This window comes from Priestia sp. USM5, from assembly GCF_058323215.1.
Map to the genome: position 1 here is coordinate 62671 of NZ_JBSGKN010000008.1, position 15811 is coordinate 78481.

At 40.7% G+C, this 15811-nt stretch carries 11 protein-coding genes, 17 tRNA genes and 3 rRNA genes; 6 read left to right on the top strand and 25 right to left on the bottom strand.

Going from position 1 to position 15811, the window contains the following annotated elements; genetic code table 11:
* Positions 1 to 8: 8 nt before the first annotated feature.
* A complete protein-coding gene (locus ACWATA_RS28575; protein ID WP_155916276.1) occupies positions 9 to 170 on the bottom strand; it encodes a hypothetical protein in 162 nt (53 codons plus the stop codon).
* Positions 171 to 341: 171 nt separating this feature from the next.
* Here ACWATA_RS28575 and ACWATA_RS28580 point away from each other — a divergent pair, with 171 nt between their 5' ends.
* The 5 genes from ACWATA_RS28580 (at position 342) to ACWATA_RS28600 (ending at position 4119) form a co-directional block, all read left to right on the top strand.
* Positions 342 to 1085 carry a hypothetical protein gene (locus tag ACWATA_RS28580; RefSeq protein ID WP_473050495.1) on the top strand — a complete coding sequence of 248 codons (744 nt, stop codon included), beginning with the start codon at positions 342 to 344 and terminating at the stop codon, positions 1083 to 1085.
* Between the two features lie 232 nt (positions 1086 to 1317).
* Positions 1318 to 1590, top strand: a complete 273-nt coding sequence (locus ACWATA_RS28585; protein WP_098113949.1) for a hypothetical protein — start codon at positions 1318 to 1320, stop codon at positions 1588 to 1590.
* A 368-nt stretch (positions 1591 to 1958) separates the two neighbouring features.
* A complete protein-coding gene (locus ACWATA_RS28590; protein WP_048407598.1) occupies positions 1959 to 2393 on the top strand; it encodes a hypothetical protein in 435 nt (144 codons plus the stop codon).
* 539 nt (positions 2394 to 2932) lie between these two features.
* On the top strand, positions 2933 to 3229 hold the full coding sequence (locus ACWATA_RS28595) for a transposase (protein ID WP_034655895.1): 297 nt from the start codon (positions 2933 to 2935) through the stop codon (positions 3227 to 3229).
* 8 nt (positions 3230 to 3237) lie between these two features.
* The gene (locus tag ACWATA_RS28600) at positions 3238 to 4119 is read left to right on the top strand and encodes an IS3 family transposase (protein ID WP_129542432.1); all 882 of its coding nucleotides are present in this window, start codon (positions 3238 to 3240) and stop codon (positions 4117 to 4119) included.
* A gap of 88 nt (positions 4120 to 4207) precedes the next feature.
* On the opposite strand, the gene ACWATA_RS28605 is transcribed toward ACWATA_RS28600, so the two are convergent.
* Both ACWATA_RS28605 and ACWATA_RS28610 read right to left on the bottom strand, forming a co-directional pair.
* A complete protein-coding gene (locus tag ACWATA_RS28605) occupies positions 4208 to 4867 on the bottom strand; it encodes a DUF1796 family putative cysteine peptidase (protein ID WP_154992582.1) in 660 nt (219 codons plus the stop codon).
* A gap of 188 nt (positions 4868 to 5055) precedes the next feature.
* Positions 5056 to 5790: a hypothetical protein gene (locus tag ACWATA_RS28610; protein ID WP_345936471.1), complete on the bottom strand. Its 735-nt coding sequence runs from the start codon at positions 5788 to 5790 to the stop codon at positions 5056 to 5058.
* Between the two features lie 193 nt (positions 5791 to 5983).
* On the opposite strand from ACWATA_RS28610, the gene ACWATA_RS28615 reads away from it, so the two are divergent.
* Positions 5984 to 6832, top strand: coding sequence for a hypothetical protein (locus tag ACWATA_RS28615; protein WP_014462079.1), 849 nt, complete (start codon positions 5984 to 5986; stop codon positions 6830 to 6832).
* Positions 6833 to 7382: 550 nt separating this feature from the next.
* Here the strand turns inward: ACWATA_RS28615 and ACWATA_RS28620 are convergent.
* The 22 genes from ACWATA_RS28620 to ACWATA_RS28725 all read right to left on the bottom strand — a co-directional run bounded on the left by ACWATA_RS28620 (position 7383) and on the right by ACWATA_RS28725 (position 15796).
* Positions 7383 to 7580: an IDEAL domain-containing protein gene (locus ACWATA_RS28620; protein WP_473050496.1), complete on the bottom strand. Its 198-nt coding sequence runs from the start codon at positions 7578 to 7580 to the stop codon at positions 7383 to 7385.
* Between the two features lie 180 nt (positions 7581 to 7760).
* The gene (locus ACWATA_RS28625) at positions 7761 to 8372 is read right to left on the bottom strand and encodes a recombinase family protein (protein WP_014462076.1); all 612 of its coding nucleotides are present in this window, start codon (positions 8370 to 8372) and stop codon (positions 7761 to 7763) included.
* Between the two features lie 909 nt (positions 8373 to 9281).
* Positions 9282 to 9353 (bottom strand) — tRNA-Glu (locus tag ACWATA_RS28630).
* 42 nt (positions 9354 to 9395) lie between these two features.
* Positions 9396 to 9469, bottom strand: a tRNA-Ile gene (locus ACWATA_RS28635).
* Between the two features lie 12 nt (positions 9470 to 9481).
* Positions 9482 to 9555: transfer RNA gene (locus ACWATA_RS28640), tRNA-Gly, on the bottom strand.
* An 11-nt stretch (positions 9556 to 9566) separates the two neighbouring features.
* Positions 9567 to 9642, bottom strand: a tRNA-Asp gene (locus ACWATA_RS28645).
* Positions 9643 to 9653: 11 nt separating this feature from the next.
* A tRNA-Ser gene (locus tag ACWATA_RS28650) sits at positions 9654 to 9746 on the bottom strand.
* Between the two features lie 10 nt (positions 9747 to 9756).
* Positions 9757 to 9832 (bottom strand) — tRNA-Ala (locus tag ACWATA_RS28655).
* Positions 9833 to 9837: 5 nt separating this feature from the next.
* Positions 9838 to 9914, bottom strand: a tRNA-Pro gene (locus tag ACWATA_RS28660).
* 4 nt (positions 9915 to 9918) lie between these two features.
* Positions 9919 to 9995: transfer RNA gene (locus ACWATA_RS28665), tRNA-Arg, on the bottom strand.
* A gap of 9 nt (positions 9996 to 10004) precedes the next feature.
* A tRNA-Leu gene (locus ACWATA_RS28670) sits at positions 10005 to 10093 on the bottom strand.
* 12 nt (positions 10094 to 10105) lie between these two features.
* A tRNA-Cys gene (locus ACWATA_RS28675) sits at positions 10106 to 10179 on the bottom strand.
* Positions 10180 to 10189: 10 nt separating this feature from the next.
* Positions 10190 to 10264, bottom strand: a tRNA-Gly gene (locus ACWATA_RS28680).
* Positions 10265 to 10283: 19 nt separating this feature from the next.
* A tRNA-Leu gene (locus tag ACWATA_RS28685) sits at positions 10284 to 10365 on the bottom strand.
* Positions 10366 to 10378: 13 nt separating this feature from the next.
* A tRNA-Lys gene (locus ACWATA_RS28690) sits at positions 10379 to 10454 on the bottom strand.
* A gap of 4 nt (positions 10455 to 10458) precedes the next feature.
* Positions 10459 to 10533: transfer RNA gene (locus ACWATA_RS28695), tRNA-Gln, on the bottom strand.
* 7 nt (positions 10534 to 10540) lie between these two features.
* A tRNA-Tyr gene (locus ACWATA_RS28700) sits at positions 10541 to 10624 on the bottom strand.
* Between the two features lie 8 nt (positions 10625 to 10632).
* Positions 10633 to 10708, bottom strand: a tRNA-Thr gene (locus ACWATA_RS28705).
* A 4-nt stretch (positions 10709 to 10712) separates the two neighbouring features.
* Positions 10713 to 10788: transfer RNA gene (locus tag ACWATA_RS28710), tRNA-Val, on the bottom strand.
* Between the two features lie 116 nt (positions 10789 to 10904).
* Positions 10905 to 11020: ribosomal RNA gene (gene rrf, locus ACWATA_RS28715) — 5S ribosomal RNA — on the bottom strand.
* A 63-nt stretch (positions 11021 to 11083) separates the two neighbouring features.
* Positions 11084 to 14019: ribosomal RNA gene (locus tag ACWATA_RS28720) — 23S ribosomal RNA — on the bottom strand.
* Positions 14020 to 14244: 225 nt separating this feature from the next.
* A 16S ribosomal RNA gene (locus ACWATA_RS28725) occupies positions 14245 to 15796 on the bottom strand.
* The 16S, 23S and 5S rRNA genes sit together here with 17 tRNA genes alongside, the layout of an rRNA operon.
* Positions 15797 to 15811 lie beyond the last annotated feature (15 nt).

Sequence of the window (15811 nt, forward strand, 5' to 3'; positions counted from 1 at the left end):
TTCTTTGTTTACTTTTTTTTTCTTACTTTCTTCACATGCTCTTCTAATAAAGCCTTTACATACTTTGTAATACTTGTATCATTCTCTACAGCTAAGAAACGCAACTCCTTGTGTAACTCTTCTGGAATATCACATGTAAGTCTTCGATTACCTTCTTTAACCCTGCTCATATGCTCTCCTTTTCAAGCAACGTATTTAAGTTGCAACGTTGCTTTTGGTTAATTTTAAAGGATATAATTTCCAAAGTCAATAAAATAATCGTGCTGTCATTGGACAAGCATACAAGCAAATTATTAGCAATTACATAACTTGTACTAATTATATAAAAGGAAGTGCATTAATTGAAAAAATCAAGAAAGAGAAAATACAGATATAACTATAGTTACTTAGTCCAATCTCAGGGTGATCCTTGGGTTAATGTTTATGGTATCTTTACTCCCGGTTCTGCCCCCAGTGATAGTAATGGCCGGCAAAATAGATTTAATCGAGACATTGCCTCAGCTAATCAGATATGGAATAGTGGAGGTGAATGTAATATAAACTTTATTTCACAACCTATAATCGAAGTAAATACAGTAATAGATGCGACCGATTTAAGTACTAATGAAGCATTTAGAGGACCTGTTGAGAATCTCATCAATCAAGTTAAACAAATGAATGGGAATCAACCTGGCATATACGTTGTTTACACAAGTGGCAATGATTTTGCATCTCCTTCAGGTAATAGTCGACCTATAGGTGTTGGTGGAGTAATAATTGAGAATTTTAGAGTTGAAAACGGTGTACCTCAATTTACACTCTTTGGATCCATTGCATTGAGTAACAGAGCTTTGAGTGCTCCTTTTGCATTTGCACATGAAGCAGGACATGCTTTATTTACTCAGCTTAATAACCAACCTGTTAATAATGTATTCATGTTTGAATCTATAGATCCTACGGGTCCTTTTATTAATTCTGCAGGAAATATTGATACAGCCCACAGTAACCTTACAGGTAATCTCATGGCTCCTATACTTCCTAACAGTACTCCAACTATTAATCCGTTACAGTGCCAAAAAGCTAGCATGAGTAGAATATTTCAATAATCTTAATAGGAATTTAAGATCGTTATTGTTAAAGAGTAGAGATTTTCAAATGGTTTTCTTGAAAATCTTACTAGTACCTTGTATAGATACTAGCATATATTGAATTAAATAAAGTTCATTTGTATCAAGATACTTGTCCTATAACATTACAAGTATACAAACATTATTTTTATTAGAGAATAAATTATATAGAAAAACCAACAAAAAGGTTAATTTCTCAACGTTTAAAGGCATGAATGCTTTACTTGTTGCTAATGCTGAGGACCTTGTAAGTCCCTCAGCATTCAGAGCCACTAATCCTAATACTACTATTCCTATTTCTCAAGCTGATACTTTTGTAAAAGTTACATTTCCAAATGAACAATTTGATATAGGTAATAATGAATATAATGCAGCTACTTCAACATTTATACCTGAGTTTAATGGTGTATACGCGTTTAATGCATCAATCTTCTTTCAGCCAGATAATCCAAATATTGATTATGAAGTAGAATTATTTTTTTAAGTAAATGGTTTATTATTAGATGCTGAGGTTGAGTTTCTTGGGGCATCTAGTCGTTTTGATGGTGTCATAGAGATCAATGACATACTTCAATTAAATGCTGGAGATAGAGTAGAAGTTTTAGTTGTTAGTTGTTTTAGTACTACTCCAGGTAGAATTAGAGCAGACAACAGAATATACTTTGCTGGAGCTAGATTCCCCTCTGCAAAACAATAATTTAATTTTATAATTATACCCATAGTTACCATAATCACCATTTTAGATACTTATATAACATCATTGCTTATTTTATTTATAATCTCCACCCTTGTCCAAGCATAAAAGTGTTTAATTTCATAAAATAATAGTAACGAGAAAGGAGGTAATAAAAAATGACCACTTTATTAGATGCCAGAACGTCTCAGAACGCTAGTATCGCTAATTCTATCTCCATTCCCATTACTATTCTCTCTGCACCAGGATTATTTGGACAAGTTGGCCTTAATGTATTAGGGGCAACTGGCCCTATCCGTACCCAATTAAGTGGCACTGTAGCTTGCCAATTACCACTCCTACCTTTAGCAACAACAATTACATTAACAATTGTTAGAGGTACATCTCTTACTGATCCTATTATTTATTCTTCTTCAGAAGCTTTAAATACAAATATTCTAGGACCCCAACTTTTTACCTTTACTGCTTCTGACTTTAATGTTCCGGCTCCAGCATCAGGTCTTTTAATTTATACTGCATTTATCGGCAGTAATCTTTTAGGTACTGTAAGAGTAGGGCCGGAAAGCTTTAATGCTGTAGCATATTCAGGCTAATGTTAAAACTTAATCTGCATTAGAACAAACTGCTCAAGAAACTGATAAGGTTTCAACCCTTTGGATAAATGTAGTAGAAAAACTCCCTTAACGCTCTGAGGGAGTTTTTTTGTTTTTGAACTGTATACTCTATACAAAGGTAGTTGACATAATGTCTCTTTCCGGAACACATCAAAAAAGAGAACCCTTGGGAGGCAAAGGTTCTCAAAAGGGTTCTCTTCATGAAGTATGCAGCTTTTTATACATCCTTGACGCGTAAGGGTTTCATACTAGGGCATAACCCAAACGAATGAATAAAAAGCGCACCTTTTATTCATATGCTCATACTTAAAAACACAGTATTTATTGTAATATTATTTTTTTATGTTACATTATGTAAAAATAACATTATTATTTACTTGCTGTGTTATTCATTCTTCGACGAGTGTGAATCATAAAAAAGCAACCTCTCTCCAATGCCATTAGGTATGGTATGCTCCCCTTATAGTAGACAAATAGAAGAAAGCAACCTATTCTGTCTACTATGGAGGGGATTTTTTATGGGGAAAAAGAGGAGAACATTCAACATTGAGTTTAAGAAAAAAGCAGTCGATTTATATCTTTGGGATGGAATGGGCTGTAAGGCCGTTGGGAAAGAATTAGGGATTGACCATACAACCGTTCTGCGCTGGGTTCGACATTTTGAAGCTGAAGGCCTGAAAGGCCTTGAAGAAAAAAGAGGAAAAACACAAGGCTCTACAATAGGGCATCCATCTACTTATCCAGAAGATACAGAAACAAAAATAAAACGATTAGAAGCTGAGAATGAAATGTTAAAAAAGCTCTTACAGGTGTAAAAGGAGGAATGAAAGCAGTACCTATCCAAAAGAAATATAAAGTTATTAAAGAAATGTCAAAGAAACGCTTCTCTATCTGCCTCTTATGTAAAATTGCAGAGGTTTCTAGAAGTGGCTATTATAAATGGCGGAACCGTGAGGATTCCCCTTCTCATAAGCAATGTGAAGATAGAAGAATGAAACAAAAAATAAGAGAGTGCTATCAAAAGTTCAGAGGTATCTATGGATATAGGAGAGTACAGACCTGGTTAAAGGTCGTATATGGATTACATGTAAATCACAAACGTATTCAACGGTTAATGAAAGAGCTGAAGCTAAAAGCTATTATTAGAAAAAAACGGCCATATTATCGAAAAAAAGAAGCTTTCGTTCTGTCATCTAATCATCTGAACAGAGAGTTTAAGGCTTCGCAGCCTAACCAGAAATGGGTAACCGATATCACCTATTTAATTTTTAATGGACAATCTTTGTATTTATCAGCGATTAAAGATTTGTACAACAATGAAATTGTTGCCTATAAAATAAGTTCGAGGAATGATTTGAAATTAGTAATGGATACACTCGAAATTGCCAAGAAACGAAGAAATGTAGAAGGAGTCCTCATACATAGTGATCAGGGAATTCAATATACATCTCGTGCTTATCATCGCTTCTTAAAAGCGAATGGGATGAAAGTTAGTATGTCTAGAAAAGGCAACTGTTGGGATAACGCTTGTATAGAGAGTTTCTTTAGTCATTTTAAATCGGAATGCTTCTATCTATATAAATTCCAAACAGCCAATGAGGTCAAAAATGCCGTTCACCAATACATAAATTTTTATAATCATGAACGATTTCAACGAAAATTAAATAACCTGAGTCCTTATCAGTATAGAACTCAGGCTGCATAGGTAGTTTTCTTAAGACTGTCTATTTGACAGGGGTCACTCCAGTATGAGGTTGCTTCTCTTATTTTGAAACTCTTCTTATGCTTTCATTTTATTGTTTTCTAGAACTTAATGTTATACCTTCTAAAACATAATTCCATGTTTCCAGGTCATTAGGGAGTCTCGGTACTTTGACTGCACATACTTTATCACTTCCCCAATTAATTTCACTTACATCCTTGAATCCTTCTTTAGGGCATAGAATAAGAATATTAAAATTACCTTTAACAATCTGTTCTAAAATTGCTTGTAATTCTAAAGATTGCTCATAGGTAGCAGCCCATCTAATAAATAAAACAGATTCAGAGGTTGTGATTTTTTCTATAAAACGATTAATTCGATTTGTAAGTTTTTCTTTATAGGAGGTGTATGTGGTACTCCAATGTTGATGTGGAATGATTGGGAAATCGTGGACTGAAATAATATTATAATGAGTATCCTCTATTAAATAAGATTGCACCCCTTCAATTAAGACCCCATCATCGACAAATGCAAACGCTCCATCAGTTAGTTGCATGTTTTCAAGTTCCATAAAATTGCTGAATTTATTTTTCAGTAACCTATTAACATCAGAAAGTGATAGAGATACACTCCAGTCTAGTGGTCCAGAGAATGTCCTTAAATTTAAGCGTTTTAATTCCATTGTAGTATTACAAGCACTGCCTAAGCTAACAATTACATCGTATGATCCCTTAATTTCTTTTAGGTTCAACAGAATTCTCCTTTTTTATGACCTACTATATTAAATAGTGAATTGAATTGTACTAGTTGTAAAAAATATTAAATACAAAAGTGAAATTACAGAAAAAAAATCCTTTTTAAACATTCTTTAAGTGCTAATAGTTTGGTTTATAATCTTTCGTTTTGTATATATCATGCACTACTTTTAAACTAGTTGATTTAATTAAAATATTTATAGAACAAACTATCGGGTACATTGGGCTTTTTGGGTTGATAACTTCTCATAACGCACATTGGACATTCAGAAATAAAATAATTTGTAACTTTAGGGTCGCCGTAACCGCCCCTATGGAGCCAAGCATGAAACATAGAGCCTATAAGCAGGCCGGCAGTTACATTCGGTTGTTGGAGTTGATATACATTAACAATCATAGATAACGGAGTTTGAGTCTTAGTGACTGTCGGTGGTAATTGTATTGTTATAGGAGAAGGGGTGTATATCCAATCTATCCTAGCTCTTTGGGATCGGCGAAGCCCATTGTCTTTAATGACTTCTGTCAATTGTTCCATAGCTAAATCTGTGGCCTGTTTTCCGTCTGTAACATTAACACCAAAATAACGTAAAGGCTGTAAGTTTTTCACCGCATATGTGTTCGTGCAATCAGCCAATTGTGATACACCATTATTAAATCCATTGTTCCATTTTTGTGTTAGATGCAACGACCAGTTAAATAATACACCTTTAATAGTGTCTTGAATTTTTTGTACCTGGTCTGGAGTAAACTGCTTGGAAATATCAAAGAAAATAGTTGGTGGTAAGTCAGAGATGCCTTGGGGGATAGGGACTGCAAAAGCTATTTCTCTATAAATTTGTAATGGAAGGTATTGTAAGAACTCTTTATCTTGATTTTTTTGAATAGATTTCTCTAAATTTTGTTTACTATTCGTTAGCAATGTTATGTTCCCCTTTGTAAAAAGGTATTTATATTAACAGAATATGCTACCAATCAAAAAGAGTTTGGACATGCTTAAAAGGAAAATATTTATTATTTTATTTCTCTTAAATAAAGAAGCATTTTTATCATCGTACAAGCATTCCTTGATCTAATGAATAATATATCAAGAACAATAGACAGAAAGAGAAAGGGTGGTAAAAATCATTAAGAACGATAAAGGTAAAAGAGAAAATGACTGCGTTCAAAATCAACCAGGACTTCCACTAGCTACTACAGTTAATTTAGCAGTTGTAGGTGATAGTCATGTAGGTTTTTTAAACAGTCAAAGTATGTTTAATACCCTTTTGCAAAGAGTAGTGAACAATGGTAATAAACGATATATTATATTTGGTGGAGATGATGTACACGCTTTAGGTGCTTCTTCAATACAAGTAGCTGAAACATATTACCAACAGTTCACTAATATTTTAAATAATGTTTTAGGATCAATTCCCTTCAGATCTTCTATAGGAAACTGGGAGGCTACTAACAGAAATAACAGTAGAGCTTTATTTCGACAGTACATCAATCGTTATTTAACTGGCTATAGAGTTATTCCTGGAACACAAGGGTTGGTGCGTCATGTTTGGTTAGATAATGGTCGAGGCGGGGTATTTAGCCAGGATAGCTTAAACTTGCTAAGTAACTTAGATCCTAACTATTATTACATTATTGATTTTCATTGGCCTTTGAGAGTTCCAGGTATAACTACGGAAATACATGGTGATCATGTTATGACTCAAATGCAGACAAACATGTTTTTTAATGCTATACCCTCTAACGTAAGGAACAAAATTTTAGCGATTTTCACTCATCATGCACATAAATTTTTTGCTAACTCAGTTACAATCAATCCTAACTTTCCTAATACCTCGTTTTTTGTAACTGGATGTTCAGGGGACTATGCATGTATATCCAGCGAGAGAGGATACTATGAATTAAATTTAACAGTCCAAAATAATATAGCTACTTTGCAAACCATAAAAACTCGCGTTCAATAGCTTGAGGAATAAAGAAGACTACATTAAGAGTAGGTAGGGTAACCTTAGGCAACTTTCCATTCTCAAAATGCAAAAATCGCCAGCTTATATAACTAGCGAAAAGCTGCATTTATTATTTCATTTGTATAAGTTTACTTTTTATAACATATTATCTCCTTCATCTCACAACTTACTATTTCTTAGTACGTATGATCGTGTTACATTAAAAGATAAAACTATTCCTTTGATCTTTAAGGAAGATAGTTTTATCTTCTTTTTACAATATGTCTCCATCAATCCGGAAAGGGAGGATTTTATGAGTAACATTCTTAACTTTAATAAGTTTCAAAGACATAAAATAATGAAGAAATTTCTTCGTTGCGCTTTAGTAACAGGAGCAATTATGATCTGCTGCATGCTTGCTTATTTACTAATCTTAATAGAAATATATTCTCCTGCTCATTATCCCATTTATATTGAAGCTAAACCATAATAATTGTGTTCTTAACCTCTTATGAAAGATACTCAGTCTGGTTTGTTTATATAATGACTTCCTATTTCTAATTATTTACTAAGATACAAATTTTAGTTCAACCGTTAAACGCAAAAAAGCTTCTTTGTCTTTATTCTTTAAGGACTGATCAATCTCTTCAAGAATTTTACCTCTTTTGAATTGTTTCGTTACTTGACTTAAAAACAATTCAGCTAATATTTCATCAGATATATTTTTTTCAATTTGACTCATTTCGTTGGATATATTATTTTCCATAAACGATTAACCCCTTTATCATTTCTCTTTTAAAAATAGTGTTTCCTTTTTTCATTGTTTTAATACGAGGTTAATAGATAAATTAGTATATAGAAGAATATGGAATAAAAGATAACTTGACACAAAGAATAATATTTATTTCAAAGCTCTAAAGGTAAAACATAAACTAGCTTAAACAGTTTACATATTCATTGCATCCTCATGTTGTTTTACTAATTTATAAAACGTTGTCTTTTTTACATTCGCTTCCTTCATTGCCTGTACGGCTGTAATTTCATTTCGTTTCCAACGGTTATAAGCCTCAATAAAATCTTGGCTAACTTGGGCTTTAGGACGGCCAAAAGATATACCACTCTTCAGCGCAGCATTAATTCCTTCTCGCTGGCGTTTACGAATACGATCTCGTTCTTCTTGCGCCATCCAGGACAAAATTTGAAGAACCAAATCTGCAATAAAGGTTCCCAAACTATCCTTATACTGAGTCGTATCCAGCAAAGGCATATCCAAGACAACAATGTCTGCCTCAATTTCTTTCGTAATAGCATTCCACTCTTGTAAAATTTCTTCTTTGTTACGACCAAAACGATCTAGTGAATGAATGTAAAGAATATCTCCTTTACGAATCATTCGTTTTAGTAATTGGTACTGTTCTCGATTGAAATTTTTTCCACTTTGTTTATCCATGAAAATATCTCGAGGAGAAATGCCCACTTCTTCCATGGACTGAAGTTGTCGTCCTTCATTTTGATCTCGGCTGCTTACACGGATATATCCAAATTTTCTATTTTCCATTTTTATACTCCCTTTTGTGTCTATCTTCTTTTTATTCTACCAAAAACGTTCGTAAAAGTGTATTAGATAAAGAGAACGTTCGTAATTACTTTTCTTACTTAAACGAACGATAAAAACAGTAGATTTCTTATATAAAAGGAAAGTTCGTAAAAGTATACTTTTACGAACTTTCCTTTTATATATTTATTAAATGTATAGAAGTATTTCCTTAGTGATTTAAACATTAGCCAAATAACTATGTCATGAACAATACATAGGAAATTGATATTATATCCCCTATTAAATTAATGTGATAAGAAGAAAGGTCTAAATTTATGCAGAGATTATTTAATTACAGCATTTATTAATAAAAAACATTAAATTATATGTCTTTAACGTGCAGAGAAACGCTCTGTAAGGAATTTAACTTTTGTTTTACACACAATGGGGGGATTAGATACAAATTTTCAGCAATTAAGAAAAGAGATTAGCACAACTTTTATAAAGGCATTTATATTAAGGAGAATATTTTATTTAAGATTTTAAGTTATTAATACATAAAATGGTGGAGATCTTTAAACATTGTTTCTCGTTACAGAAGAGTCCATTCGGTTAAGGTCTATGAAAGTTGACCGTTTTTTGGTCATCACCTGTTTGTTCGAATCATCCTCTAAAGACCCAGTACCATCACATTGTACTATTGAGCAGATTCAAAGAACGCTTTTTCCGTTACGTCTCCTTCAACATCAGCAGCTTCTGCTGATCCAGAAGAACCTCCTAAATTCGGTAGAGCTAATGGAGTCGCTAACTAAATAACTAAACCTACGGCAGAAGCTACCACAGCTTATTTCGCTTTTCTTATTCAATCTCCTCCTAATTTTATTTAATAGAAATAAAAAAGCAGTTTGCAAATGCAAACTGCTTTTTTGATGACCCGTACGGGATTCGAACCCGTGTTACCGCCGTGAAAGGGCGGTGTCTTAACCGCTTGACCAACGGGCCAGTATCAATTTATAAGTTAAATTCAATTACTATAAAACATGATGGGCCTAAGTGGACTCGAACCACCGACCTCACGCTTATCAGGCGTGCGCTCTAACCAGCTGAGCTATAGGCCCTTTACTTGGATTTGGAGCGGGTGATGAGAATCGAACTCACGACATCAGCTTGGAAGGCTGAGGTTTTACCACTAAACTACACCCGCATATTTTAAAGTGGCGGTCCCGACGGGAATCGAACCCGCGATCTCCTGCGTGACAGGCAGGCATGTTAACCGCTACACCACGGGACCAAAATAGAAAATGGCGGAGGAAGAGGGATTCGAACCCCCGCGGGCTTTAACACCCCTGTCGGTTTTCAAGACCGATCCCTTCAGCCGGACTTGGGTATTCCTCCGTGTACTGTATGGTGGAGCCTAGCGGGATCGAACCGCTGACCTCCTGCGTGCAAGGCAGGCGCTCTCCCAGCTGAGCTAAGGCCCCATAAATGGTCGGGAAGACAGGATTCGAACCTGCGACCCCTTGGTCCCAAACCAAGTGCTCTACCAAGCTGAGCTACTTCCCGTTTATGGCGCGCCCGAGAGGAGTCGAACCCCTAACCTTTTGATCCGTAGTCAAACGCTCTATCCAATTGAGCTACGGGCGCTTATTAAAATGGTGCCGAGGGCCGGACTTGAACCGGCACGGTAGTCACCTACCGCAGGATTTTAAGTCCTGTGTGTCTGCCAATTCCACCACCCCGGCAGGACTTATACGTGGAGGCGGCAACCGGATTTGAACCGGTGATAAAGGTTTTGCAGACCTTGGCCTTACCACTTGGCTATGCCGCCAATATATATATGGAGCGGAAGACGAGGTTCGAACTCGCGACCCCCACCTTGGCAAGGTGGTGTTCTACCACTGAACTACTTCCGCGCATTTATCTAAATTAAGATGCGGGTGAAGGGACTTGAACCCCCACGTCATAAGACACTAGATCCTAAGTCTAGCGCGTCTGCCAATTCCGCCACACCCGCGTGTAAATATAACTGGTGAGCCATGAAGGACTCGAACCTTCGACCCTCTGATTAAAAGTCAGATGCTCTACCAACTGAGCTAATGGCTCTCTATGGCTGGGCTAGCTGGATTCGAACCAACGCATGACGGAATCAAAATCCGTTGCCTTACCGCTTGGCGATAGCCCAATAAAGATGGTGGAGGGGGGCAGATTCGAACTGCCGAACCCGAAGGAGCGGATTTACAGTCCGCCGCGTTTAGCCACTTCGCTACCCCTCCGATATAAATGGTGCCGGCAAGAGGACTTGAACCCCCAACCTACTGATTACAAGTCAGTTGCTCTACCAGTTGAGCTACACCGGCACGGTGGTGGAGGATGACGGGATCGAACCGCCGACCCCCTGCTTGTAAGGCAGGTGCTCTCCCAGCTGAGCTAATCCTCCAAAAAAATCTATATAAGCGCGTTAATAAGCGTTATTTTCATTACTTATGATAGAATATTTCAAATAAAAAACCCCTATGCTCTTTTACAAGAGACTCATAAGGGGTCTTATTTATTGCCTGGCAACGTCCTACTCTCACAGGGACAAAGTCCCAACTACCATTGGCGCTAAAGAGCTTAACTTCCGTGTTCGGTATGGGAACGGGTGTGACCTCTTCGCTATCGCCACCAGACAAGAGATTGCTCTCTCAAAACTAGATAACAGTTGGCTGAGTAAAGCTTACGCTTTTAAAATTTTGGTTAAGTCCTCGATCGATTAGTATCAGTCAGCTACACATGTCGCCACGCTTCCACCTCTGACCTATCAACCTGATCATCTTTCAGGGATCTTACTAGCTTGCGCTATGGGAAATCTCATCTTGAGGGGGGCTTCATGCTTAGATGCTTTCAGCACTTATCCCGTCCACACATAGCTACCCAGCGATGCCTTTGGCAAGACAACTGGTACACCAGCGGTGTGTCCATCCCGGTCCTCTCGTACTAAGGACAGCTCCTCTCAAATTTCCTACGCCCACGACGGATAGGGACCGAACTGTCTCACGACGTTCTGAACCCAGCTCGCGTACCGCTTTAATGGGCGAACAGCCCAACCCTTGGGACCGACTACAGCCCCAGGATGCGATGAGCCGACATCGAGGTGCCAAACCTCCCCGTCGATGTGGACTCTTGGGGGAGATAAGCCTGTTATCCCCGGGGTAGCTTTTATCCGTTGAGCGATGGCCCTTCCATGCGGAACCACCGGATCACTAAGCCCGACTTTCGTCCCTGCTCGACTTGTAGGTCTCGCAGTCAAGCTCCCTTGTGCCTTTACACTCTACGAATGATTTCCAACCATTCTGAGGGAACCTTTGGGCGCCTCCGTTACATTTTAGGAGGCGACCGCCCCAGTCAAACTGCCCACCTGACACTGTCTCCCGGCCCGATCAGGGCCGCGGGTTAGAATTTCAATACAGCCAGGGTAGTATCCCACCGACGCCTCCACCGAAGCTAGCGCTCCGGCTTCTCAGGCTCCTACCTATCCTGTACAAGCTGTACCAAAATTCAATATCAGGCTACAGTAAAGCTCCACGGGGTCTTTCCGTCCTGTCGCGGGTAACCTGCATCTTCACAGGTACTATAATTTCACCGAGTCTCTCGTTGAGACAGTGCCCAGATCGTTACGCCTTTCGTGCGGGTCGGAACTTACCCGACAAGGAATTTCGCTACCTTAGGACCGTTATAGTTACGGCCGCCGTTTACTGGGGCTTCGATTCAGAGCTTCTCCCAAAGGATAACCCCTCCTCTTAACCTTCCAGCACCGGGCAGGCGTCAGCCCCTATACTTCGCCTTGCGGCTTCGCAGAGACCTGTGTTTTTGCTAAACAGTCGCCTGGGCCTATTCACTGCGGCTCTCTCGGGCTATACACCCTACCAGAGCACCCCTTCTCCCGAAGTTACGGGGTCATTTTGCCGAGTTCCTTAACGAGAGTTCTCTCGATCACCTTAGGATTCTCTCCTCGCCTACCTGTGTCGGTTTGCGGTACGGGCACCTCCCGCCTCGCTAGAGGCTTTTCTTGGCAGTGTGGAATCAGGAACTTCGGTACTATAATTCCCTCGTCATCACAGCTCAGCCTTTATGATGAGCGGATTTGCCTACTCATCAGCCTAACTGCTTGAACGCGCATATCCAGCAGCGCGCTTACCCTATCCTACTGCGTCCCCCCATTACTCAAACGGCGGGGAGGTGGTACAGGAATATCAACCTGTTGGCCATCGCCTACGCTTTTCAGCCTCGGCTTAGGTCCCGACTAACCCTGAGCGGACGAGCCTTCCTCAGGAAACCTTAGGCATTCGGTGGACAAGATTCTCACTTGTCTTTCGCTACTCATACCGGCATTCTCACTTCTAAGCGCTCCACCAGTCCTTACGGTCTGACTTCGCTGCACTTAGAACGCTCTCCTACCACTGACATCAAAGATGTCAATCCACAGCTTCGGTGATACGTTTAGCCCCGGTACATTTTCGGCGCAGAGTCACTCGACCAGTGAGCTATTACGCACTCTTTAAATGGTGGCTGCTTCTAAGCCAACATCCTGGTTGTCTAAGCAACTCCACATCCTTTTCCACTTAACGTATACTTGGGGACCTTAGCTGGTGGTCTGGGCTGTTTCCCTTTTGACTACGGATCTTATCACTCGCAGTCTGACTCCCATGGATAAGTCTTTGGCATTCGGAGTTTGACTGAATTCGGTAACCCGTTGGGGGCCCCTAGTCCAATCAGTGCTCTACCTCCAAGACTCTCACAACATGAGGCTAGCCCTAAAGCTATTTCGGAGAGAACCAGCTATCTCCAGGTTCGATTGGAATTTCTCCGCTACCCACACCTCATCCCCGCACTTTTCAACGTGCGTGGGTTCGGGCCTCCATTCAGTGTTACCTGAACTTCACCCTGGACATGGGTAGATCACCTGGTTTCGGGTCTACAACCACATACTAAACGCCCTATTCAGACTCGCTTTCGCTACGGCTCCGCCTTATCAGCTTAACCTTGCATGGGATCGTAACTCGCCGGTTCATTCTACAAAAGGCACGCCATCACCCGTTAACGGGCTCTGACTACTTGTAGGCACACGGTTTCAGGATCTCTTTCACTCCCCTTCCGGGGTGCTTTTCACCTTTCCCTCACGGTACTGGTTCACTATCGGTCACTAGGTAGTATTTAGCCTTGGGAGATGGTCCTCCCAGCTTCCGACGGAATTTCACGTGTTCCGCCGTACTCAGGATCCACTCAAGAGGGAACGAAGTTTCAACTACAGGGTTGTTACCTTCTTCGACGGACCTTTCCAGGTCGCTTCATTTACTTCGTTCCTTTGTAACTCCGTATAGAGTGTCCTACAACCCCAAGAGGCAAGCCTCTTGGTTTGGGCTAATTCCGTTTCGCTCGCCGCTACTCAGGAAATCGCATTTGCTTTCTCTTCCTCCGGGTACTTAGATGTTTCAGTTCCCCGGGTCTGCCTTCAATATCCTATGTATTCAGATAAAGATACTGTTCCATTACGAACAGTGGGTTTCCCCATTCGGAAATCTCCGGATCAAAGCTCACTTACAGCTCCCCGAAGCATATCGGTGTTAGTCCCGTCCTTCATCGGCTCCTAGTGCCAAGGCATTCACCGTGCGCCCTTTCTAACTTAACCATTAGCGAATAAATGGTACAACATATTGTTGTGTTATTTATTGGTTTGATTAAAGAAAAGTTTCACTTTTCCTCAGCAATTACTGTTATCTAGTTTTCAAAGAACAATCGCAACCAAAATTCTTCTTATTAGATAAGAAGAAAGTAGTGTGCTTTCTATAATTGAGAGATTGAACTCTCAAAACTGAACAAAGTGTCAAAACGTACGTCATGTAAAAATCCTTAGAAAGGAGGTGATCCAGCCGCACCTTCCGATACGGCTACCTTGTTACGACTTCACCCCAATCATCTGTCCCACCTTAGGCGGCTAGCTCCTTACGGTTACTCCACCGACTTCGGGTGTTACAAACTCTCGTGGTGTGACGGGCGGTGTGTACAAGGCCCGGGAACGTATTCACCGCGGCATGCTGATCCGCGATTACTAGCGATTCCAGCTTCATGTAGGCGAGTTGCAGCCTACAATCCGAACTGAGAATGGTTTTATGGGATTGGCTTGACCTCGCGGTCTTGCAGCCCTTTGTACCATCCATTGTAGCACGTGTGTAGCCCAGGTCATAAGGGGCATGATGATTTGACGTCATCCCCACCTTCCTCCGGTTTGTCACCGGCAGTCACCTTAGAGTGCCCAACTAAATGCTGGCAACTAAGATCAAGGGTTGCGCTCGTTGCGGGACTTAACCCAACATCTCACGACACGAGCTGACGACAACCATGCACCACCTGTCACTCTGTCCCCCGAAGGGGAACGCTCTATCTCTAGAGTTGTCAGAGGATGTCAAGACCTGGTAAGGTTCTTCGCGTTGCTTCGAATTAAACCACATGCTCCACCGCTTGTGCGGGCCCCCGTCAATTCCTTTGAGTTTCAGTCTTGCGACCGTACTCCCCAGGCGGAGTGCTTAATGCGTTAGCTGCAGCACTAAAGGGCGGAAACCCTCTAACACTTAGCACTCATCGTTTACGGCGTGGACTACCAGGGTATCTAATCCTGTTTGCTCCCCACGCTTTCGCGCCTCAGCGTCAGTTACAGACCAAAAAGCCGCCTTCGCCACTGGTGTTCCTCCACATCTCTACGCATTTCACCGCTACACGTGGAATTCCGCTTTTCTCTTCTGCACTCAAGTTCCCCAGTTTCCAATGACCCTCCACGGTTGAGCCGTGGGCTTTCACATCAGACTTAAGAAACCGCCTGCGCGCGCTTTACGCCCAATAATTCCGGATAACGCTTGCCACCTACGTATTACCGCGGCTGCTGGCACGTAGTTAGCCGTGGCTTTCTGGTTAGGTACCGTCAAGGTACGAGCAGTTACTCTCGTACTTGTTCTTCCCTAACAACAGAGTTTTACGACCCGAAAGCCTTCATCACTCACGCGGCGTTGCTCCGTCAGACTTTCGTCCATTGCGGAAGATTCCCTACTGCTGCCTCCCGTAGGAGTCTGGGCCGTGTCTCAGTCCCAGTGTGGCCGATCACCCTCTCAGGTCGGCTATGCATCGTTGCCTTGGTGAGCCGTTACCTCACCAACTAGCTAATGCACCGCGGGCCCATCTGTAAGTGATAGCCGAAACCATCTTTCAATCATCTCCCATGAAGGAGAAGATCCTATCCGGTATTAGCTTCGGTTTCCCGAAGTTATCCCAGTCTTACAGGCAGGTTGCCCACGTGTTACTCACCCGTCCGCCGCTAACGTCATAGAAGCAAGCTTCTAATCAGTTCGCTCGACTTGCATGTATTAGGCACGCCGCCAGCGTTCATCCTGAGCCAGGATCAAACTCTCCGAAGAAATGTTTGACTTGCT